Here is a 20,270-nt window from a genome sequence, read left to right on the forward strand (position 1 = left end):
GACCCGCTACGCGACCTGCGCCGCGATGTCGGTGCGGAAGTGGGATCCCTCGAGGTGGATCCGGCTCATCGCCTCGTAGGCGCGGGAGCGCGCCTCGGCGAACGTGGCGCCGCGGGCGACGACGTTGAGCACGCGTCCGCCCGTCGCGATGAGGTCGTCGCCGTCGCGCCGCGTCGCGGCATGCGTGATGTGCACGCCCTCGATGCGCTCGGCCTCGTCGAGGCCCGTGATCACGCGTCCCGTGATCGGGGAGGCGGGGTAGCCCTCGCTCGCGAGCACGACCGTCACGGCGGCCTCGTCGCGGAACTCGGGGGCGCTCTCGTCCTCCAGGGTGCCGGCGGCGGCGGCCATCAGCAGACGCGACAGCGGCGTCGCGAGGCGCGGCAGCACGATCTGCGTCTCGGGGTCGCCGAAGCGGGCGTTGAACTCGATGACGCGGACGCCCTGCTCCGTGAGGATGAGCCCCGCGTACAGCAGACCGATGAAGGGCGATCCGTCGCGGTCGAGCTCGCGGACGACGGGCAGCGCGATCTGCTCGGTGACCTCGTCGACGAACGCCTGCACGGATCCGTACTGCTCGGCGAGCCAGGGGAGGGGCGAATACGCGCCCATTCCGCCCGTGTTCGGGCCCGCGTCGCCGTCGAGCGCGCGCTTGAAGTCCTGAGCCGGCGAGAGGGGGCGCACGGTGTCGCCGTCGCTGAGGAGGAAGAGGGACACCTCGGGCCCCGACAGGAACTCCTCGACGAGCACGGGGCCCTTCGGGAGGTACTGCTCGGCGTGGGCGAGGGCGGCGGAGCGATCCTCGGTCACGATGACGCCCTTGCCGGCTGCGAGCCCGTCGGCCTTCACGACGTAGGGCGCGCCGAAGTCGTCGAGGGCGGCGGCGGTGTCCTCGAGTGAGCGTGCGTGCACCGCGCGGCCCGTGGGAACGCCGGCCTGCTCCATGATCCGCTTCGCGAAGGCCTTGGATCCCTCGAGCTGCGCCGCCTGCCGGCCCGGGCCGAAGACGGGGATCCCGTGCTCGCGCAGGGTGTCGGCGACGCCGGCGACGAGCGGCGCCTCGGGGCCGATCACGACGAGGTCGACGGCGTGCTCCTTCGCGAACGTCGTCACGGCCGTCGGGTCGAGCATGTCGACGTCGACGAGCGTCGCATCGCGCCCGATGCCGGCGTTGCCGGGAGCGGCGAGGAGCTCGTGCGACGCGGATTCGGACGCGAGAGCGAGGACGATGGCGTGCTCGCGCGCGCCGGAGCCGAGAACGAGGATCTTCACGTGCTCCAGCGTACGGGCGCGCGGGGGCGTCCTGCATCATGAGGCGGCTCTCTGGTCGCGAGCGCGCTTTGCTCCCGCCCGGCACGTGCGGAAGGGTGGGGCGGGCACACCGAACAGGGGGGACCCGTGACCGCCGCCATCCACAGTGCCCACTGGGGCGCCTTCCGTCCCCGCGTCGAGAACGGCCGCCTCGTCGAGGCCGTGCCCTTCGAAGGGGATCCGGACCCCGCCGACCTGCTCGCGTCCGTCCCCGACGTCGTGCACGCGCCGAATCGCGTCCGGAGGCCGGCCATCCGACGCGGCTGGCTCGAGGGTCGGTCGCGCGACGAGGCGCCCCGCGGCGGCGACGAGTTCGTCGAGGTCTCCTGGGATGAGGCGATCGGCACCGTCGCACGAGAGCTCACGCGCGTGCGGAGCGAGCACGGCTCCGAAGCGATCTTCGGCGGATCCTACGGCTGGGCGAGCGCCGGTCGCTTCCACCACGCGAAGACCCAGATGCAGCGGTTCCTCGCGGCGTCGGGCGGGTACATCGCGCACGTCGGGACGTACAGCTTCGGGGCGTCGTCGGTGATCCTCCCGCGCGTGCTCGGATTCGACGCCAACACGAGCGACTCGCACTCGTGGGACGACATCGCGGCCCACACCGAGACGTGGCTCATGCTCGGCGGCGTCCCGACCCGCAACATGAAGGTCGACTCGGGCGGCGTCGGCGCGCATCGCGGCGCACGCGGGCTCTCCCGTGCGCTCGCCGCGGGAGCGCGGGCGATCAACGTCAACCCGATCCGCGACGAGGCGCCGGCGGGCGTCGAGTGGCAGCCGATCCGTCCCGGCACCGACGTCGCGCTGCTCATCGGCATCGCGCACACGCTGCTCGTCGAAGACCGTCACGACCGCGCGTTCCTCGAGACGTTCACGACGGGGTTCGACCGATTCGCGGCCTACGTCCGGGGCGATGGGGACGGCGTCGCGAAGGACGCGGAGTGGGCGTCCGACATCACGGGAATCGCGGCCGAGCGGATCCGCGGACTCGCCCGCGACATGTCCGTCACCCGCACGCTCATCACGACGACGTGGTCGCTGCAGCGCGCGGAGCACGGTGAGCAGCCGTACTGGATGACGGTCGTCCTCGCGGCGATGCTCGGAGGCGTCGGCCGTCCGGGAGAGGGCTTCGCCTTCGGCTTCGGCTCGACGGACGGCATCGGATCGGGGTCGCAGAGATTCCGTCCGCCGTCGCTCACGAAGGGCGTGAATCCGCTCGCGGGGCGCGAGATCCCCGTCGCGCGCATCGTCGACGCACTCGAGAACCCCGGCGGCGCGTACGACTTCGACGGCGAGCGGCGCACGTACCCCGACATCCGGCTCGTGTACTGGGCGGGCGGAAATCCCTTCCATCACCATCAGGACCTGGGGCGGCTCACGGCGGCGTGGCAGCGCCCCGACACGATCATCGTGAACGAGCCGTGGTGGACGCCGACGGCCAAGCACGCCGACATCGTGCTGCCCGCGACGACGTCCCTCGAGCGCGACGACATCGCGGCGACCTCGAGCGATGGGTGGATCGTCGCCATGAAGCGCGCCGTGGATCCGGTCGGCGAGGCCCTCGACGACTCCGAGATCTTCCGCCGCCTCGCGCTCGCGCTCGGCCTCGACGCACCGCACCAGTCCGTCGACGCCGCGCTGCGCGAGATGTACGACGCCGGGCGCACGTCGGCCGCCGGCATCGGTCTCGAGCTGCCGCCCTTCGACGAGTTCTGGGAGAGCGGATCCGTCGAGCTGCCCCGGGTCGAGCCGCGGAACCCGCTCGTCCGCTTTCGCGCGGGAGAGCCGCTGGCGACCCCGAGCGGGCGCATCGAGATCTTCTCCGAGACGATCGCGGGCTTCGGGTACGACGACTGCGGCGGGCACCCCGCCTGGATGACCCCGCGCGAGTGGGCCACGGGCTATCCGCTGCAGCTCATCTCGCACCAGCCGACGACGCGGCTCCACAGCCAGCTGGATCACGGATCCGTCAGCCGCGCGGCGAAGATCCGAGGTCGCGAGGCGTGCCGGCTCTCGCGCGCTGACGCGGTGGCCCGGGGGATCCGCGACGGTGACATCGTGCGGATCCGCAACGACCGCGGGGCGTGCCTCGCGGGCGCCGTCGTCACCGACGCGGTGGCGCCGGGCGTCGTCGTGCTGCCGACCGGCGCCTGGTACGACCCGGATCCCGCGACAGGCCTCGAGCGGCACGGCAACCCCAACGTGCTGACGGCCGACCGCGGCACCTCGAAGCTCGCCCAGGCGACGACGGCGCAGACGACGCTCGTCGAGGTCGAGCGCTTCGACGGCGAGCTCCTGCCGGTGGAGGCCTTCGACCCACCCCGCATCGCCGAGCGCTGAGACGCGGCACACGCGAGGATGGACCCATGCCCCGCAAGATCGATACCGCCACCGGACGCGTCGCGCTCGACGCCGTGCGCGCCGCCGAGCAGCCCGCGCGCACCGACCTCGCCACGTCGGTGCGCTACCTGCTGCAGCTGCTCGAGGAGCGGGCGCCCGGCAAGAGCGTCGAGGTGCGTGTGCCGCCGTTCGGCGCCGTTCAGGTGATCCAGGGGCCCGCTCATACGCGCGGCACGCCGCCGAACGTCATCGAGACGGATCCGGCCACCTGGATCGCGCTCGCGACGGGCGATCTCGCGTGGCCGGACGCGCGCGATCGGATCAGCGCGTCGGGCACGCGTGCGGACATCTCGCATCTTCTTCCCGTGCGCTGGTGAGCCGATGCCCCGACCACTCCCAGTGTTGCGGTGATTGAATGAGGTCATGGCCGGGATCCATGACGCACAGACCACCGACGCGGCGAAGACGCCGGAGACGGACGAGCGCGTCGTGCACACGCCGGAGGCGCGCGTCGCCGTGCGGCGCTCGCCGAAGTACGGCGTCTTCACCGCACTCGGCGTCGCGATCGGACTCCTCGCTGCGATGATTCTCGCGACGGCGTTCGACGGCACGACCGAGGCGAGCCCCTTCACCGAGGTGACGTATTCGCAGATGCAGGCGTTCGGATTCATCCTCCTGTGGTGCATCCCTGCCGGCATCGCGCTCATGATGATCCTCGCGCTCATCCTCGACCGGGTCGCGGCGCGCAAGGTGCGCCAGGCCACCGTCACGGTCGACATCGTCGACGAGCGCTGAGGGGCGGGCGGGAGCGGGCGTGCAGTGCCGCGTCTTTCAAACATACCGCCCGGTCGGTATGATGAACGGGTTCCACATGCTCGATGACGAGAGGATCCCCATGACATCTACCACCGCACGCGTGGCGATCGTGACAGGAGGTGCGCGGGGCATCGGCGAGGCGATCGCCCGGCGCCTCGCCGCCGACGGATGCGCCGTGGCCGTGGTCGATCTGCGCGAGCAGCAGGCGGCCGAGACGGCGCAGAGCATCCGCGACGACGGCGGCACGGCCATCGCCATCGGCGCCGACGTCTCCGATGAGGCGGCCGTCGCGGCTTGCGTGGCCCGCGTCGCCGACGCACTCGGGGCGCCCGCGATCCTCGTGAACAACGCCGGGATCCTGCGCGACAACCTCCTGTTCAAGATGACGTCCGACGACTGGGATCAGGTGCTCGACGTGCACCTGCGCGGCGCCTTCCTCATGACGCGGGCCGTGCAGAAGCACATGGTCGATGCCGGATGGGGGCGGGTCGTCAATCTGTCCAGCACGTCGGCCCTCGGAAACCGCGGTCAGGTGAACTATTCGGCGGCGAAGGCGGGAATCCAGGGCTTCACCAAGACGCTCGCGATCGAGCTCGGGCGCTTCGGCATCACGGCGAACGCCATCGCGCCCGGCTTCATCGAGACCGACATGACGCGTGAGACCGCCGCGCGCGTGGGCGTCTCGTTCGAGGACTTCGTCGCCGGGGCGATCGCGCAGATCCCCGTCGGGCGGGCGGGCGCCCCGGCCGACATCGCGGCCGCCGCCTCATTCTTCTGTGCGGAGGGGGCGGGTTTCACCTCCGGCCAGGTGCTGTATGTGGCAGGAGGACCGACCGCATGAGCGCGCACACGGAGCGGGCGAGCGTGATCGCCGTCGACGCGGTCGCCGACCTTCCCAGCGCCATCGGGCGGACGGCGACGGGCGAGTGGTTCGCGATCGATCAGCAGCGCATCTCCGACTTCGCCGATGCGACCCTCGACCACCAGTGGATCCACCTCGATGCCGAGCGCGCCGCGACGGGGCCCTTCGGTGCGACCGTGGCGCACGGATTCCTCACCCTGTCGCTGCTGCCGCACCTCGCCGCATCGCTGATGGAGGTCGGCGGCGTCGCGCTGGCGATGAACTACGGGCTCGACCGGGTGCGCTTTCTCGCTCCGGTGCCGGCCGGATCCCGGGTGCGGGCCACGACGGAGCTCACGGGCGTCGAAGATACGCCCCGGGGTGTGCGCGCGGCGTCGACCGTGACGATCGAGCTCGAGGGCTCCGACAAGCCGGCCCTCGTGGCGCAGACCCTCGCGGTCTACGTGCCCGAGTCCTGACAGACGACGAGCGCCCCTTCTCGCGGGGGAAGGGGTGCTCGTCGTCGAGGGTTCAGAGCCGCTCGAGCACCATGGCCATGCCCTGGCCGCCGCCGACGCACATCGTCTCGAGCCCATAGCGCCCGCCCGTCGTGGCGAGGCCCGTGAGCAGCGTCGAGGTGATGCGGGCACCTGTCATCCCGAAGGGGTGGCCGACGGCGATCGCGCCGCCGTGCACGTTGAGCCGGTCCTCGTCCACTCCGAGCTCGCGCGCCGACGGGAGCACCTGCGCGGCGAACGCCTCGTTGATCTCGACGAGGTCCATGTCGTCGACGGTCAGTCCCGCGCGAGCCAAAGCCGATCGGCTCGCGTCGACGGGGCCGAGGCCCATGATCTCGGGCGACAGCCCGCTGACGCCCGTCGAGACGATGCGCGCGAGCGGCTCGAGCCCGAGCTCGTCGACCAGGCGACCCGACACGATGACCACGGCTGCGGCGCCGTCGTTGAGCGGGCATGCGTTGCCGGCCGTGACCGTGCCGTCGGGTCGGAAGACGGGGTCCAGCGTCGCGAGCTTCTCGGTCGTCGTCCCGGCGCGCGGACCGTCGTCGGACGACACGACGGTCCCGTCGGGGAGCGTCACGGGCGTGATGTCGCGCGCCCAGAATCCGTCGACGATCGCCCGCTCCGCTCGCTGTTGGCTGCGCGCGGCGAAGGCGTCCTGCTCCTCGCGCGTGATGCCGTGGAGGGCTGCGACGTTCTCGGCCGTCTCGCCCATCGCGATGTACGGGTCGGGCAGCGCCCCCTCGAGCCGCGGATCGGTCCACTGCGGGGCGTCCGCGATCGACCGGCTCTGCGTGCGCGCGATCGCCTCGCGGAAGGCCGGGTTCGTGAGGTCGACGCCGGGGATCATGTCGCTCGAGCCGACTGCCATACCGCTGACCGACTCGACACCTGCCGAGATGAACGCGTCGCCCTCGTCGGCCTTGATCGCATGGAACGCCATGCGCGTGGACTGCAGACTCGACGAGCAGTAGCGGGTGACGGTCGTGCCCGGCACGCCGTCCCAGCCGAGCAGCACGGACACGATGCGTGCGAGATTGCTGCCCTGGTACCCGCCCGGCAGCCCGCAGCCGAGGATGATGTCCTCGATCCGGTGCGGATCCAGCCCCGGAACCCGGTCGACGGCTGCCTGCACCATGCGCGCAGCGAGATCGTCGGAGCGGAGGCCCTTCAGGGATCCCTTGTGTGCGCGGCCGATCGGCGAGCGGGCGGTCGCGACGATGTACGCCTCGGTCATCAGCGTCCCCTTCAGACGAAGGCCGACTGGCCGGTGATCGAGCGCCCGACGATGAGCTGGTTCATGTCCTTCGTGCCCTCGAAGGTGTAGACGGCCTCGGCGTCGGCGAAGTAGCGCGCGACGCCGTGGTCGAGCGTGATGCCGTTGCCGCCCAGCACCTCGCGGCACAGCGCCACCGTCTCGCGCATGCGCGTCGTCACGAACGACTTCGCCAGGGCGGCGTGCTCGTCGCGCTGATTCCCCTCGTCGGCCATCTGCGAGACTCGCATGCACATGCCGAAGCCGGCGGTGATGTTCGCGACAGCGGTCGCCATCTTGTCCTGCACGAGCTGGAACGACGCGATCGGGCGGCCGAACTGCTCGCGCTCGCCGACGTAGCGCAGGGCGGCCTCGTAGGCGCCGATCATCGTACCGAGCGACTGCCACGAGACGCCGTCGCGCGTGATCCGCAGCACCTCGGCCAGATCGCGGAAGCCGTTGATCCGCTGCAGACGATCCGCCTCGGCGATCTCGACGTTCTCGAGGATGATGTCGGCGTTCTGCACGATGCGCAGCGACTGCTTGCGCTCGATCTTCGTCGCGGTGAAGCCCGGCGTGCCCTTCCGGACGAGGAAGCCCTTGACCTGGTCGTCCGCCGTGTCCTTGGCCCAGATGACGACGACGTCGGCGAAGGTCGCGTTGCCGATCCAGCGCTTGGCGCCGTTGAGGATCCAGGTGTCGCCGTGCCGCGTCGCCGTTGTGCGCAGGCCGCGGGCGGTGTCGGAGCCGGCGAAGGGCTCGGTGAGGCCGAAGGCGCCGATGTGGGATCCGTCGGCGAGCTTCGGCAGCCACTGTGCGCGCTGCTCCGGGGACCCGCCGACCGCGATCGACGTCATCGCGAGCCCGCTCGAGACGCCCACGAACGTGCAGAACGAGGAGTCGACGCGCGCGAGCTCCATCCCGATCCAGCCGCGGTGCACGGCGGACGTCGGGCGGGTCGACGTCTCCTCCCACGCCGCGCCCATTGTGCCCAGCTGCGCGAACGGCTGGAAGAGGTGCACGGGGCACTCGGCCCGATCCCAGTAGTCATCGGCGATGGGGCGCACCTCCCGCTCCATGAACTCGCGTACGGCGAGCACGGACTCCTGCTCGTGGGGGGCGAGCAGGTTCTGGAACCCGTAGAAGTCGGCGTCGAGAAGCGGCGCGGCGGCGGGGGCATCGACGGCGGGTGCCGCCTCGGTCGTGAACGTCATCGTTCCTCCTGTTCGTCGGTGAACGCGACCAGTGTGCATCATTTTTGAGAATGTTGCATCCCTTTCCCGTCGCATCGATACGATGCGGCTATGTCGACGATCGCCACGGTGGGTCTCGAAGCCGTCCCGACCGCGCTCTCGCAGAAGCTGTCGAGTCGCGAGCATCCCGATGCCCAGCGTGCGTTCGAGCGCGCGCGAGAGACGTTCGTCGACGGGAGGCGGATCGATATGGGCGCGCTGTCCGCCTCGCTCGGCGTCGACCGCACCTCGCTGTTCCGGTGGGTCGGCAATCGCGACGCGCTGCTCGGCGAGGTGCTCTGGTCGCTCGCGATCCCGACGCTCGTCCAGGCCGAGGGGGTGGCGGGAGAGGGGCCCGGGCCGGAGGCGCTCGCCGAGCTGTTCGGCGCGTTCGCCGCCGACCTCATCGAGGCGCCGTACTTCCGCGCATTTCTTCAGCGTGAGCCAGCCCGTGCGCTGCGGCTGCTCACGACGACCGAGGGGGCGATCCAGCGGCGGTACGTCGCGACGGCCGAATGGCTCATCGCCACCCGCCTCGGCGGAGTCGCCGTCGGCCAGCTGGAGCCCCATGCGCTCGCGTATCTGCTCGTGCGAGTCTCGGAGTCGTTCACCTACTCGGATCTCATCGCCGGCGAGTCGCCCAGCATCGACCGAGCGCGCGCCGCGTTCCGCCACGTCCTGCGCGTCGACTGAGTCGGCGTCTCGATGCTCGTCGGGATGTCGGGTTGCAAAGACATACCGACCGCGCGGTATGCTCGTGGGTACCGACGGAAGGCGGGTCGACGATGACCGATGTACCGGGCCTCGACTGCGCGGGGCTGAGTCAGTGGCTGACGCGCGCCCACCCGACGCTCGCGGCGGGCCCTCTCTCGGCGAGCGTGATCGCGGGCGGGCGCAGCAACCTCACCTACCGCATCGACGGCGCGGCGAGGCCCCTCGTGCTCCGCCGTCCACCACTCGGGCATGTGCTCTCGAGTGCCCACGATGTGCGCCGCGAGCACCGGGTCATCTCCGCGCTCGCCGGATCCGCCGTCCCGGTCCCGCCGACGATCGACGTCGTCGACGACACGGCGGCGAACGAGGTCACCGGCACGCCGTTCTTCGTGATGGAGCTCGTCGAGGGAGCCGTGCTGTCTCAGCCCGAGCAGAACGCGGCCTTCACCGCCGACGGCCTGCATGCGCTGGGGCGGCAGCTCGCCGAGATCCTCGCAGACCTGCACGCCGTGGCCCCCGCAGACGTCGGTCTCAGGGACTTCGGTCGTCCGGACGGCTACCTCGACCGCCAGCTCTCGACGTGGCGGCGGCAGCTCGACGCGTCGCGGACGCGCCCGCTCGACCTGCTCGACGAGCTGCAGGACCGACTGGGGTCGACCCGCCCCGCAGGCAGCGACGTCGTGGGGATCGTGCACGGAGACTTCCGCCTCGACAACGTGCTCGTCGCGGGTCCGCCCCACCGCCCCCGCGTCGCCTCCGTGCTCGACTGGGAGATGGCGACGCTCGGCGATCCGCTCGTCGATCTCGGCATCCTCGGCCTGTACTGGGAGATCCGCGAGCTCGCCGGCGATCCCGTCAGCCAGAGCGCCGTCGTGCCCGGAGCCGGATATCCCTCCTTCGACGAACTCGTCGACGTCTACGCCGCGCGGACATCGCGCGCGATCGGGGACCTGTCCTGGTATCGGGCCTTTGCGTCGTACAAGCTGGCCGTGATCCTCGAGGGCATCCACTGCCGCTTCCTCTCCGGCGACACCGTCGGCGAGGGCTTCGATCTCATCGGCGACCTCGTCCGGCCGCTCGCCGACGACGGGATCCGACACCTCTCGGCCGTGAGGAGCTGACCGATGGACTTCGCCACCGACCCCCGAACCGCCCACCTGTCGACGCGGCTGCGCGCCTTCGTCGACGAGCGGGTGATTCCCGCCGAGAGAGTGCTCGCGACGCAGATCGCCGAAACGCCCGACGAGTGGTCGTTCCGCCCCGTCGTCCACGAGCTGCGTCAGGCGGCCCGTGCTGAGGGGCTCTGGAATCTCTTCCTGCCCGGCGAGGGAGGGGCAGGGCTCACGAACCTGCAGTACGCGCCGCTCGCCGAGATCACCGGCTGGAGCCCGCGCCTCGCGCCCGTCGTCGTCAACTGCGCCGCCCCCGACACCGGGAACATGGAGGTGCTCGCCGACTTCGGGTCGCCCGCGCAGAAGCGCGAATGGCTGGAGCCGCTGCTCGATGCGCGCATCCGCTCGGCGTTCTGCATGACGGAGCCCGATGCCGCCTCGTCCGACGCCTCCCAGATCGGCACGCGGATCCGTCGCGACGGATCCGACTACGTCATCACGGGGCGCAAATGGTGGTCGACCGGCGCCATGAGTCCGGATGCGCGTGTGCTGATCGTCATGGGGAAGACGGATCCGGACGGTCCGCGGCACCGCCAGCAGTCGATGGTGATCGTGCCGCGCGACGCCGTCGGCGTGCGGATCATCCGGCCGCTGACGGTGTTCGGCTATGACGACCGCGACCACGGTGGCCATGCGGAGATCGTGTTCGACGATGTGCGCGTGCCGGCCGAGAACCTGATCGGCGATGAGGGCGACGGCTTCGCGATCGCCCAGGCCCGGCTCGGCCCCGGACGCATCCACCACTGCATGCGCGCCCTCGGCACGGCGGAGCGGGCCCTCGCCCTCGCGGGGGAGCGTGCGCGATCGCGGGCCCCGTTCGGGCGCCCGCTCGCGGAGCAGGGCGTCATCCGGGAGTGGGCCGCCGAGGCGCGCATCGAACTCGAGGCGCTGCGCCTGCTTGTGCTGAAGACCGCCTGGCTCATGGACACGGTCGGCAACCGACGCGCCATGACCGAGATCCAGGCGATCAAGATCGCCGTCCCCCGGGCCGCGCAGCGCATCATCGACCGCGTCATGCAGCTGTTCGGCGCGGCGGGCCTGTCGGCGGGTCAGCCGCTCGCCGAGATGTTCGCGGGCGTCCGCGCCCTGCGCATCGCCGACGGGCCCGACGAGGTGCACCTCGCATCGCTCGGGAAGGCCGAGCTGCGCGCCTGAGACCGACCGTCACGGCGAGCGCCGTGGCGGGTGACATCCCACTCGATGACGAGGAAAGAGGGCACACCATGACCGATCACGCTGACGAGGCCGTCGATGGAGCCGGCTTCGGAACGCTGTCGATGGCGAGCATCCTGTCGGAGACGGCGCGGCGATCTCCCCACCGCACCGCCCTGCACTTCGCGGGCGCCACGACGACGTACGGGCAGCTGTGGGACGAGACGCGAGCGTACGCGGGTGCGCTGCGGGCGCGGGGAATCGGGCGCGGATCCCGCGTCGCGATGATCGTGCCCAACGTGCCCGACTTCCCGCGGGTCTACTACGCGGCGCTGGCGCTCGGCGCCGTCGTCGTGCCGGTCCACCTCCTGTTCAAGTCGGGCGAGATCGAGTTCGTGCTGCGCGACAGCGGCGCCGACGTCGTGGTCGTCGCAGCGCCCCTGCTCGCCGAGGCGGCACCCGCCGCGGAGGCGGCCGGCGTGCCCCTCGTCACGGTGCTGCTCCCCGCGCGCGGGGAGGGGATCCCGCCGCTCCCGCGCCTCGAGGCGGAGGCCGCGGCGGCCGATCCGATCGTGCGCCACGAGTCGGTGCTCCCCACCGACGCGGCGACGATCCTGTATACGAGCGGCACGACGGGGCGGCCCAAGGGAGCCGTGGGGTCCCACGTCGCGGGAGTCGAGCAGGTGCACTGCGCGCTCATCGACGCCTTCGACCTGCGCGCCGACGACGTCGTCTTCGGCGGGCTGCCGCTCTTTCACGCGTTCGGCCAGACGTCGGTTCTGAACACGGCGTTCCGCGTCGGCGCCTCGATCATCCTGCTGCCGAAGTTCGACCCCGACGACGCGCTCGCGCTGCTCGTCGCGCACGGCGCGACCGTGTTCACCGCCGTGCCGACGATGTACGTGGGCATGCTCGAGGCTGCGCAGCACAGCACGGCACGGCCGCCCCTCCGCTACGCGATCTCCGGCGGCGCCGCGCTGCCGGGCGCGGTGCTCGAGGCATTCCATGAGGTGCTCGGCGCCGAGGTCCACGAGGGCTACGGGCTCACCGAGACCTCGCCGACGGTGTCGTTCAACACCATCTACGAGCCGATCCGGCCCGGCACCGCCGGCCGCCCTCTCTGGGGTGTCGACGTCGCCGTCGCCGACCCGCACATCGACGACGAGGTGCATATCCTCGACGAGCCCGGTGCGTTCGGAGAGATCGTCGTGCGCGGGCACTGTCTCATGAAGGGGTACCTCGGCCGGCCCGATGCGTCGGCGGCGGCCGTGCAGAACGGCTGGTTCCGCACGGGTGATCTCGGCACGGTCGGCGAGCACGACGTCGTGACGATCATCGACAGGAAGAAGGACATGATCCTCCGCAACGGGTACAACGTGTATCCGAACGAGGTCGAGGACGTGCTCGTGCGGCACCCCGACATCGCGAACGCGGCCGTGTTCGGCGTCGACGACGCCACGCACGGTCAGGAGGTCCACGCGGCCGTGGTCGCGTCGGCGGGGCGCGAGGTCGACGCCGACGAGGTCGTGGCGTTCGCGAGGGACCGCGTGGCCGCGTACAAGTATCCGCGTGTCGTCCACGTCGTCGACGAGCTGCCGCTCGGAGCGAGCGGCAAGGTCCTGAAGCGCGAGCTCCCGGCCATGCTCGCGCCGCAGCGCGCCTGAGGAGAGAAGAGGGCGGGCATCCGGCGCCTCCGGATGCCCGCCCTCTTCGCGTGCGATCAGGGAGCGGGGATCCCGTCGTTCTCGAGTGGGACGGGCTGCGGATCCACGGACGTCGCGACGCCGTCCGTGACCTCGTACGCCCGATCGACGAAGTCCTGGACGCCGTCTTCGACCACCGCGATCTGCACGGTGCGGTTGCCGAAGTGATCGTCCGAGGAGTACGTCAGCGGCGCGATGCCGTTGCCGACGAGATCGCCCGACTCGATCGCCTCGACGATCCCCTCGCGCGTGAGGTCCTCGCCCGCGAGCGCGAGCGACTCCGCGAACACGTAGGCGACGCTCATGCCGAAGGTGGTGTTGCCCGTGAACGGCGCCCCGTCGTTGTACTCCTCGTTGACCTCTTCGAACAGCGCGTACCAGTCGCTGGACGGGGAGTTCTGCAGGTAGTTGGCCGACACGAGGCCCTCGAGGAGAGGCGCGGCCTCGCCGAGGTACTCGACGAGCGTCGGGTGGTCGGCACCCGACGACGACACGTACCAGGTCGGCGCGTACTCCAGTTGCGCGGCCGTGCCGATCGCGAGGGCCGTGAAGCCGTTGATGGTGGCGAGGATGTTGGCGTCGCACCCCGCCGCCTGCATCGCGCCGACCTGCGCGGTGACGTCCTCGTTCGCGGTGGAGTAGAGCTGCACCTCCCCGATCTCGTCGGCGCCGACGACGCCCTCCACGCCTTCGAGCAGGCTCTCGCCGTAGTCGTCGTCCTGACCCAGCACGCACACCGTCGCGCCCTCCTGTGCGTCGAGGGCGTACTGGGCCAGGGCGGCGCCCTCTGTCACGTAGTCGGCATTGAAGCCGAAGGTGCTCGGATACGTCTCCGGCTGGTTCCAGGCGAGGGATCCGGACGAGACGAACAGATCGGGGACCCCGTTCTGATCCAGGTAGTCGAGCACCGATGAGTGAGTGGGCGTGCCCAGGCCGTTGACGATCGCGAAGACGTCGTCGTCCTGCACGAGACCGCGCACGACGCTCTGCGTGTTCGCGGGGTTGTATCCGTCATCGGCCACGATGTAGTCGATCGTGCGACCGTGGATCCCGCCGTTGTCGTTGATGTAGGCGAAATACGCGCTGGTCGCCGCCGAGATCGAGGCGAATCCGGCTGCGGCGGGCCCGGTGAGGGGCTGGTGCGTGCCGATCGTCACGGTGTCGTCCGTCACGCCCGGTGCGTCCGTCGTGTCCGACGCTCCCTGCGTGGCCGGTGCGCTGCAGCCGGCCGCTGCGACGGCGAGTGCCGCGGCGCCCGTGATCGCGACCGCGCGGCGGAGGGGAGGACTCGTGCTGTTTCTGGGGTTCCGCATGGATGTCACCTCTCTGTGATCGTGTGCGGGGTGGGAGCGGGGGTGCGCGTCGCGCCCTCCGCGTTCTCGTGGGTGGAGAGAGAAGGGGCCCGGCGGCGCGCGACGGCGCGCTGAATCGCGCCCGCGAGCCCGCCGGGCCACAGGACCATGACGGCGATCAGAAGCGCGCCGAAGACGAGGATCCCGAGGTTGCCCGACAGGCGCTGCTCCCACGCGGGCGGGAGGCCGAGAGCGGCGATTGCGGCGTCGATGAGCCAGGGGAGGATCACGACGAGCACGGATCCGGCCGCGGCGCCGCCGATGCTGCCGAGCCCGCCGATGACGGCGGCGACCACGAGCAGCAGCGAGAACGCGAGGTCGTACGACCCGGGCACGACCGACTGCGTCACGATGCACAGCGCGGCGCCGCCGACGCCGGCCGACAGGGCGCTGGCCACGAATGCTCCGACCTTCACGCGGCCGGGCGCGATGCCGCTCAGACGGGCCGCCGTCTCGTCCCCGTGCACGGCCTGCATCCGCAGCCCCGCACGGCTCGCGCGCATCAGGGCGAGCGGCGTGACGGCGAGCGACGCGAGCAGGATCGCGATCCACGCGTGCCACTGCTCCGGGACCATGATGGTCTGCAGCGGCTCGGGGACCCCGACGAAGCCGATCGTGAGCCCCTGCGCGCCGCCGAGCGCGCGCACCTGGCTCGTGAACGCCGGGAGAGCGATGACCAGCGCGAGCGTGAGGCCGGCGAGATACGGGCCGCGCAGGCGCGCGCTGGCGAGTCCGAGGAGCGCGCCGACGGATCCCGACAGGAGCACCGCCCCCAGCAGGCCGACGAGGAACAGCCAGATTCCATCGAGCCCGGCGTTCGCCGCGGGGCCGGCCGCGAGCGCGTAGCCGTAGCCGCCCGAGGCCATGAGCACCGCGTGGCCGAGTGACAGCTGCCCGGTGAGGCCGATGAGCAGGCTGAGCCCCGCGATGGCGCAGAAGCTCGCAGCGATGATCGCCAGCTGGTAGTTGCGGTGCGGATCCAACAGGAACGTCGCACCGATCGCGACGACCGTGAGCACTCCGGCGCGGAAGAGGATCGTCTTCATGCCGTCCTCGCCTCCTTCTGGGCGAAGATCCCGCCGGGGCGCACCAGCAGAACCAGGGTGAGCAGCGCGAGCACGGCGAGCGGTGCGATGCCCGCACCGATGTAGCCGGTCACGAGGGTGATGACCACGCCCACGACGACGCCGCCGATCAGGGCGCCGGTGGCGGAGTCGAGGCCGCCGAGGACCGCGACCGTGAACGCGTGCACGAACAGCACATCGGCGGAGTGGGCGTTGAGGCCGAGCTCGGCGGGAACGAGGAGGAGCGCCGCGAGCGCGGCGATGGCGGTCGACAGCATCCAGCCGATCGTCACCATCCGCGACACGCGCACGCCGAGCATCCTCGACACCTCGGGGGCGACGGCGGACGCGCGCAGCTGGAGACCGAGCGTCGACCGGTTGAAGAGCAGACCGAGCGCCCCGAGCACCACGAGGGCGATCAGGAGGACGAACAGGTCGTACGGCGACAGCACCGGCACACCGCCGATGACGATGGGTGTCGTCGGGAACGGGGCGGGGACGGGGCGGTGCTCCGGGCCGAAGAGAATCGCGAGCGCGGATTGCAGCACCATGACGAGGCCGATCGCGACGATCATGCCCGGCATCGGGGTCGTGCTCGGCACGAGGCGGATCAGGCCCCGTTCGACGATGGCGCCGATGACGGCGCCCGTCACGACCGCCGCCGCGAGCCCGAGCCAGTACGACCCGGTGGCGCCCGTGACGGCCACCGCGACGAAGACCGCGACGATCGCCATCGCCGCCTGTGCGAAGTTCACGATCCGCGCGGCGCGCCAGATGATCACGAGCGACAGCGCGAACAGCGCGATCACGAGGCCGCGGGAGATGCCCGTGGCGAGGAGGAAGACGAAGGTGTCCATCAGAACCCCAGGTAGGCGTGGCGGAGTGCGGGATCCGCGGCGAGGTCGGCCGCGGGGAGGTCGGCGACGATCTCGCCGAGGCTGAGCACGACACCGCGATCGGCGATCGATAGGGCGCTCGTGACGTTCTGCTCGGCGAGCAGGATCGTGAGCCCCGTGCGCTCGGCCGTCTCTCTCAGCACGGTCATCAGCTGAGCGACGACGCGGGGCGCGAGGCCGAGCGACGGTTCGTCGAGCAGGAGGACGCGCGGGCGGGAGATGAGCGCACGGGCGAGCGCGAGCATCTGCCGTTCGCCGCCCGACAGCTGATGGCCGAAGCTCGTCCGCCGGCGGGCGAGCGGCTCGAACATGTCGTACATCTCGTCGACGGCTTCTCGACGCCGAGCGCGATCCCGATGCCGCCACAGCGCCCCGAGCTGCAGGTTCTCCGCGACCGTGAGTTCCGCGACGACGCTGCGTCCTTCGGGCACCTGCGCGAGCCCGAGACGGACACGGTCCTCGACGCGGACGGCGTGGATCTCCTCGCCATCGAGCAGCACGCGACCCCGGCGGGGAGTCACGAGGCCCGAGAGGGTTCGGAGCAGGGTGGTCTTGCCGGCGCCGTTCGCGCCCAGCAGCGCGATGATGGCGCCGTCGGGGATCGTGAGGGTCAGGTCGCCGATCACGGGGGATCCGCCGTACCCGACGGTCAGATCCTCGATCGCGAGGGCGGTTCCCTGGGCTGCGCGGGCCGCGCCCCCGGTGTCGGTGCTCATGCGGCCTCCCACCCGAGGTAGGCGCTCTCGACGGCGGGATCCGCGCGTACCTCGTCGGGGGTGCCGCACGCGACGACGCGGCCGAAGTCGAGGACGACGATGCGGTCGGCGATGCTCATGATGAAGTCGACGTGGTGCTCGACGAGCAGGACGGAGCAGCCGTCGTCGCGCACCGCGCGAATCCGGATGGACAGGTCCTCGATGTCGTCGTCGCCGAGGCCACCGGCCGGCTCGTCGAGGAGCAGGAGGTCGGGGCGCGTGACCAGGGCGCGCGCGAGCGCGACGCGCTTGCGCACGGGGTAGGGGAGCGCGTCGATGTCGGACGAGGCCACGCCTCCCAGCTCGGCACGCTCGAGCGCGGACGCCGCCCGCGCGTCGCGGTCGGGTGCGCCCGCGATCGGGATGACGATGTTCTCGAGCACCGTCATCCCGCCGAACAGCCCGAGCCCCTGCAGGGTGCGGGCCACGCCGCGGTCGAGGAGGGCTTCCGGTCGGCGCGGCGCAGGGCGGCCGCCGATGCGGATCGTGCCGGCAGCGGGGCGCACGAGCGCGCAGACGGCGTTGAACACGGTCGTCTTCCCGGCGCCGTTCGGCCCGATGAGGGCGACGATCTCGCCCGAATCCACCGTGAATCCGACGTCGTCGAGGGCGGTGAGTCCTCCGAAGGTCACGGTGAGCGCGTCGACCTCGAGGCGGGGGCTGGTGTTGCGGGACATCGGCACCTCTTCGTGTTGATGTGGGTCCACGATAGCGAAAAACCGACTGGACGGTATGTGCGGGAGCGAGTTCTGTTCCGAGCGCGACGTGCGAGGGGTCAGCGGTGGCCGATGCCGACGGTCATGCCGCCGTCCACGACGAGCTCTGCGCCCGTCACGTATCGAGACGCATCGCTCGCGAGGAACAGGACGACGCCGGCGACGTCGTCGGGGCGGCCGCCTCGGCCCAGCGGAATGGGGAGCACCGCGGGATCGATGCGGGTCGTCATCTCGGTGTCGATGAACCCGGGGTGGATCGAGTTCACGCGGATGCCGTCGGCGCCGAGCTCGACCGCGAGCGATTTCGTCAGCCCGCGCACGCCGAACTTGGCGGCCGTGTATCCGTGCAGGCTCGGACTGCCGCGCAGTCCCTCGACCGAGGAGATGTTGATGATCGAGCCTTCGCCCCTCGACTTCATCGTGGGGACCACGGCCCGGCACCCGAGAAACGTTCCCGTGAGATTCACGCCGATCACGGCATCCCACTTCGCGCGGGAGAAGTGCTCGATCGGGGCCGAGTTGGCGATGCCGGCGTTGTTGACGAGGACGTCGATCCCTCCCCAGGCACCGACGGTCTCGGCGACGAGATGCTCCCAGGCGCCCTCGTCGGTCACATCGAGATGCGTGAACCGCGCGCGCTCGCCGAGCGCATCGGCGAGCGCCTGGCCCTCGACGACCTGCACATCGGCGATGACGACGCGCGCTCCGGCGGCATGCAGTGCGCGTGCGTATGACGCGCCCAGCCCGCGGGATCCGCCCGTCACGACCGCCGTGGATCCCGCGAGCGTCCCCTCCTCGACGGCCATGTCGTGTCTTCTCATGCTCGTGCGACCGTCACTCGGCGATCGTGATGACGACGCGACCGACCGTGCTGCCGGCGGCGAGGCGCTCGATGGCCGAGGGGGCATCGGCGAAAGCGACGACGTCGTCGACGACGGGCTGGATCTCGCCGGCCTCCGCGAGGCGCACGAGCTCGGCGTGCGCCTGGTCCGCGAGCTCGGGGAGGCGCTGCTGGTAGAGGGCCCAGTGCAGCCCGAGGAGGCTGTAGTTCTTGACGAGCGCGTGATTCATGCGGGCCGCGGGGATCTCGCCGCTCGCGAACCCGACGATGACGATTCGGCCCTCGAACGCGATGCACTTCGTCGACGCGTCGAACGCGGAGCCGCCGACGGGGTCGAAGACGACATCGGCGCCGTCGCCGTCGGTGAGATCCTTCACCCGCTGCGCGAGGCCGTCGCCGACCTCCGGGCGCACGAGCACATGCGTGGCCCCCGCGGCTCGTGCCGCTTCGGCCTTTTCCGGGGAGCCGACGACGCCGATGACGCGCGCGCCGGCCGCGACGCCCAGCTGCACCGCGGCCAGGCCGACGCCGCCCGCCGCCGCATGTACGAGGAGCGTCTCGCCGCGCTGGAGACGTGCGCGGCGGTGCAGGGCGAACCACGCCGTCTGATAGGCAATCGTGAGCCCTGCCGCCTGGGTGTCATCGAGCCCCGCGGGGGCGACGCGGACGTCGCCCGCGGGGACCGAGGTGTATTCCGCGAGCGACCCGATGTGCGAGGCGACGACACGGTCGCCGACGCCCACATGCCGCACCTGCTCCCCCACCGCGACGACGTCGCCGCACAGCTCGATACCCGGAGTGAAGGGCAGGTCGGGCCGGACCTGGTATTCGCCGCGGGCGAGCAGGACATCGGGGAAGTTGACGGCGACGGCGCGTACGCGGATGAGCACCTCCGAGGGGGAGGGCGACGGCGTCGGAACGTCGGCGAGGTGCATCACCTCGCGCGGCTCGCCATGGGCGGTGATCTGCCAGGCGCGCATCGATTCGGGGAGCAGGGGTGCGGTCACGATCATTCCTTTCGGATGCTGCGCAGGAAGAGATCCGTCAGCTGCTGTGCGACCTCGCGCTTGTCCTCCGGGCCTTCTGGGCGGTACCAGTGCGAGAGATAGTGCACGTCGCTGAAGAAGTGTGCGATGAGAACGGACGTGGGGATGTCGGTGCGGAAGACGCCCTCCGCCTGACCGCGATGGAGAAGCTCGGTCACACGGTCGTGGTAGGCGCGGCGCCGGCGGGTGACCTCCTGCTGGCGCGGCTCGCTGAGCATGTGGAGGCTGCGGAAGAACACCGTGCCCTCGGGGAGGGAGTCGATCGACGTCTCGACGACGTCGCGGCACATCCGCTCGAGGACCTCCTCGGCCGGGCCCCCTTCGTCGAGGATCTGGTCGAGGCGCGCGCGCTGGAGCGTGAGCATGCGCTCGTAGATGCCGAAGAGGAGGTCGTCCTTCGACTGGAAGTAGTGATACATCGCGCCCTTGGTGACGCCGGCGGCGGCGACGATCTGCTGGACGCTCGTGTTCGCATAGCCCTGCGCGGCGAACAGTTCGACGGCTGCGCGGGTGACCTGGTCGGCGACGTGAGTGGACTTCATGGAT

At 71.1% G+C, this 20,270-nt stretch carries 20 protein-coding genes; 9 read left to right on the plus strand and 11 right to left on the minus strand.

The features are described from left to right. Nucleotides 1-6: 6 nt before the first annotated feature. Nucleotides 7-1,272 carry a phosphoribosylamine--glycine ligase gene (gene purD / locus KOL93_RS08960; RefSeq protein WP_221584990.1) on the minus strand — a complete coding sequence of 422 codons (1,266 nt, stop codon included), beginning with the start codon at nt 1,270-1,272 and terminating at the stop codon, nt 7-9. A 126-nt stretch (nt 1,273-1,398) separates the two neighbouring features. Here purD and KOL93_RS08965 point away from each other — a divergent pair, with 126 nt between their 5' ends. The 5 genes from KOL93_RS08965 to KOL93_RS08985 all read left to right on the plus strand — a co-directional run bounded on the left by KOL93_RS08965 (nt 1,399) and on the right by KOL93_RS08985 (nt 5,787). Further along, on the plus strand, nt 1,399-3,651 hold the full coding sequence (locus KOL93_RS08965) for a molybdopterin-dependent oxidoreductase (protein WP_308291590.1): 2,253 nt from the start codon (nt 1,399-1,401) through the stop codon (nt 3,649-3,651). A gap of 26 nt (nt 3,652-3,677) precedes the next feature. Next, nucleotides 3,678-4,028: a sterol carrier family protein gene (locus KOL93_RS08970; protein ID WP_221584991.1), complete on the plus strand. Its 351-nt coding sequence runs from the start codon at nt 3,678-3,680 to the stop codon at nt 4,026-4,028. Nucleotides 4,029-4,074: 46 nt separating this feature from the next. Continuing rightward, nucleotides 4,075-4,446 (plus strand): potassium transporter Trk, encoded by a 372-nt coding sequence (locus KOL93_RS08975; protein ID WP_260406173.1) that lies wholly within the window; start codon nt 4,075-4,077, stop codon nt 4,444-4,446. Nucleotides 4,447-4,546: 100 nt separating this feature from the next. Further along, entirely contained in the window at nt 4,547-5,308 is a 762-nt protein-coding gene (fabG, locus tag KOL93_RS08980) for a 3-oxoacyl-ACP reductase FabG (RefSeq protein ID WP_221584992.1), read from the plus strand. After that, nucleotides 5,305-5,787 carry a MaoC family dehydratase gene (locus KOL93_RS08985; RefSeq protein WP_260406175.1) on the plus strand — a complete coding sequence of 161 codons (483 nt, stop codon included), beginning with the start codon at nt 5,305-5,307 and terminating at the stop codon, nt 5,785-5,787. Before fabG ends, KOL93_RS08985 begins: the two co-directional genes overlap by 4 nt. Nucleotides 5,788-5,839: 52 nt before the next feature. On the opposite strand, the gene KOL93_RS08990 is transcribed toward KOL93_RS08985, so the two are convergent. Together KOL93_RS08990 and KOL93_RS08995 are read right to left on the minus strand one after the other, a co-directional pair. Further along, complete coding sequence (locus KOL93_RS08990) at nt 5,840-7,063, minus strand: acetyl-CoA C-acetyltransferase (RefSeq protein ID WP_221584993.1); 1,224 nt, start codon at nt 7,061-7,063, stop codon at nt 5,840-5,842. Between the two features lie 11 nt (nt 7,064-7,074). Beyond that, on the minus strand, nt 7,075-8,295 hold the full coding sequence (locus KOL93_RS08995; protein WP_221584994.1) for an acyl-CoA dehydrogenase family protein: 1,221 nt from the start codon (nt 8,293-8,295) through the stop codon (nt 7,075-7,077). Nucleotides 8,296-8,385: 90 nt separating this feature from the next. Here KOL93_RS08995 and KOL93_RS09000 point away from each other — a divergent pair, with 90 nt between their 5' ends. The 4 genes from KOL93_RS09000 to KOL93_RS09015 all read left to right on the plus strand — a co-directional run bounded on the left by KOL93_RS09000 (nt 8,386) and on the right by KOL93_RS09015 (nt 13,015). After that, nucleotides 8,386-9,006: a QsdR family transcriptional regulator gene (locus KOL93_RS09000; protein ID WP_221584995.1), complete on the plus strand. Its 621-nt coding sequence runs from the start codon at nt 8,386-8,388 to the stop codon at nt 9,004-9,006. Between the two features lie 92 nt (nt 9,007-9,098). Further along, a complete protein-coding gene (locus KOL93_RS09005; RefSeq protein WP_221584996.1) occupies nt 9,099-10,148 on the plus strand; it encodes a phosphotransferase family protein in 1,050 nt (349 codons plus the stop codon). Nucleotides 10,149-10,151: 3 nt separating this feature from the next. Further along, a complete protein-coding gene (locus tag KOL93_RS09010; RefSeq protein ID WP_221584997.1) occupies nt 10,152-11,354 on the plus strand; it encodes an acyl-CoA dehydrogenase family protein in 1,203 nt (400 codons plus the stop codon). Nucleotides 11,355-11,422: 68 nt separating this feature from the next. Continuing rightward, nucleotides 11,423-13,015 carry an AMP-binding protein gene (locus tag KOL93_RS09015; RefSeq protein ID WP_221584998.1) on the plus strand — a complete coding sequence of 531 codons (1,593 nt, stop codon included), beginning with the start codon at nt 11,423-11,425 and terminating at the stop codon, nt 13,013-13,015. Between the two features lie 56 nt (nt 13,016-13,071). Here the strand turns inward: KOL93_RS09015 and KOL93_RS09020 are convergent, their stop codons facing one another. From KOL93_RS09020 to KOL93_RS09055, 8 genes are all read right to left on the minus strand, one after another. After that, entirely contained in the window at nt 13,072-14,367 is a 1,296-nt protein-coding gene (locus tag KOL93_RS09020) for an ABC transporter substrate-binding protein (protein ID WP_221584999.1), read from the minus strand. A gap of 5 nt (nt 14,368-14,372) precedes the next feature. Further along, nucleotides 14,373-15,452: a branched-chain amino acid ABC transporter permease gene (locus tag KOL93_RS09025; protein WP_221585000.1), complete on the minus strand. Its 1,080-nt coding sequence runs from the start codon at nt 15,450-15,452 to the stop codon at nt 14,373-14,375. Beyond that, the gene (locus KOL93_RS09030) at nt 15,449-16,327 is read right to left on the minus strand and encodes a branched-chain amino acid ABC transporter permease (RefSeq protein WP_221585001.1); all 879 of its coding nucleotides are present in this window, start codon (nt 16,325-16,327) and stop codon (nt 15,449-15,451) included. Before KOL93_RS09030 ends, KOL93_RS09025 begins: the two co-directional genes overlap by 4 nt. Then, entirely contained in the window at nt 16,327-17,082 is a 756-nt protein-coding gene (locus KOL93_RS09035) for an ABC transporter ATP-binding protein (protein WP_221585002.1), read from the minus strand. Before KOL93_RS09035 ends, KOL93_RS09030 begins: the two co-directional genes overlap by 1 nt. Continuing rightward, entirely contained in the window at nt 17,079-17,798 is a 720-nt protein-coding gene (locus KOL93_RS09040) for an ABC transporter ATP-binding protein (RefSeq protein WP_221585003.1), read from the minus strand. The genes KOL93_RS09035 and KOL93_RS09040 overlap by 4 nt, the downstream gene beginning before the upstream one ends. A 98-nt stretch (nt 17,799-17,896) precedes the next feature. Beyond that, nucleotides 17,897-18,643, minus strand: a complete 747-nt coding sequence (locus tag KOL93_RS09045; RefSeq protein ID WP_221585004.1) for an SDR family NAD(P)-dependent oxidoreductase — start codon at nt 18,641-18,643, stop codon at nt 17,897-17,899. A gap of 28 nt (nt 18,644-18,671) precedes the next feature. Further along, entirely contained in the window at nt 18,672-19,685 is a 1,014-nt protein-coding gene (locus KOL93_RS09050; protein WP_308291591.1) for an NADPH:quinone oxidoreductase family protein, read from the minus strand. A gap of 2 nt (nt 19,686-19,687) precedes the next feature. Beyond that, nucleotides 19,688-20,266, minus strand: a complete 579-nt coding sequence (locus tag KOL93_RS09055) for a TetR/AcrR family transcriptional regulator (protein ID WP_221585005.1) — start codon at nt 20,264-20,266, stop codon at nt 19,688-19,690. Between the last annotated feature and the right edge of the window lie 4 nt (nt 20,267-20,270).

It is taken from the genome of Microbacterium salitolerans (genome assembly GCF_019720895.1).
GTDB lineage: Bacteria > Actinomycetota > Actinomycetes > Actinomycetales > Microbacteriaceae > Microbacterium.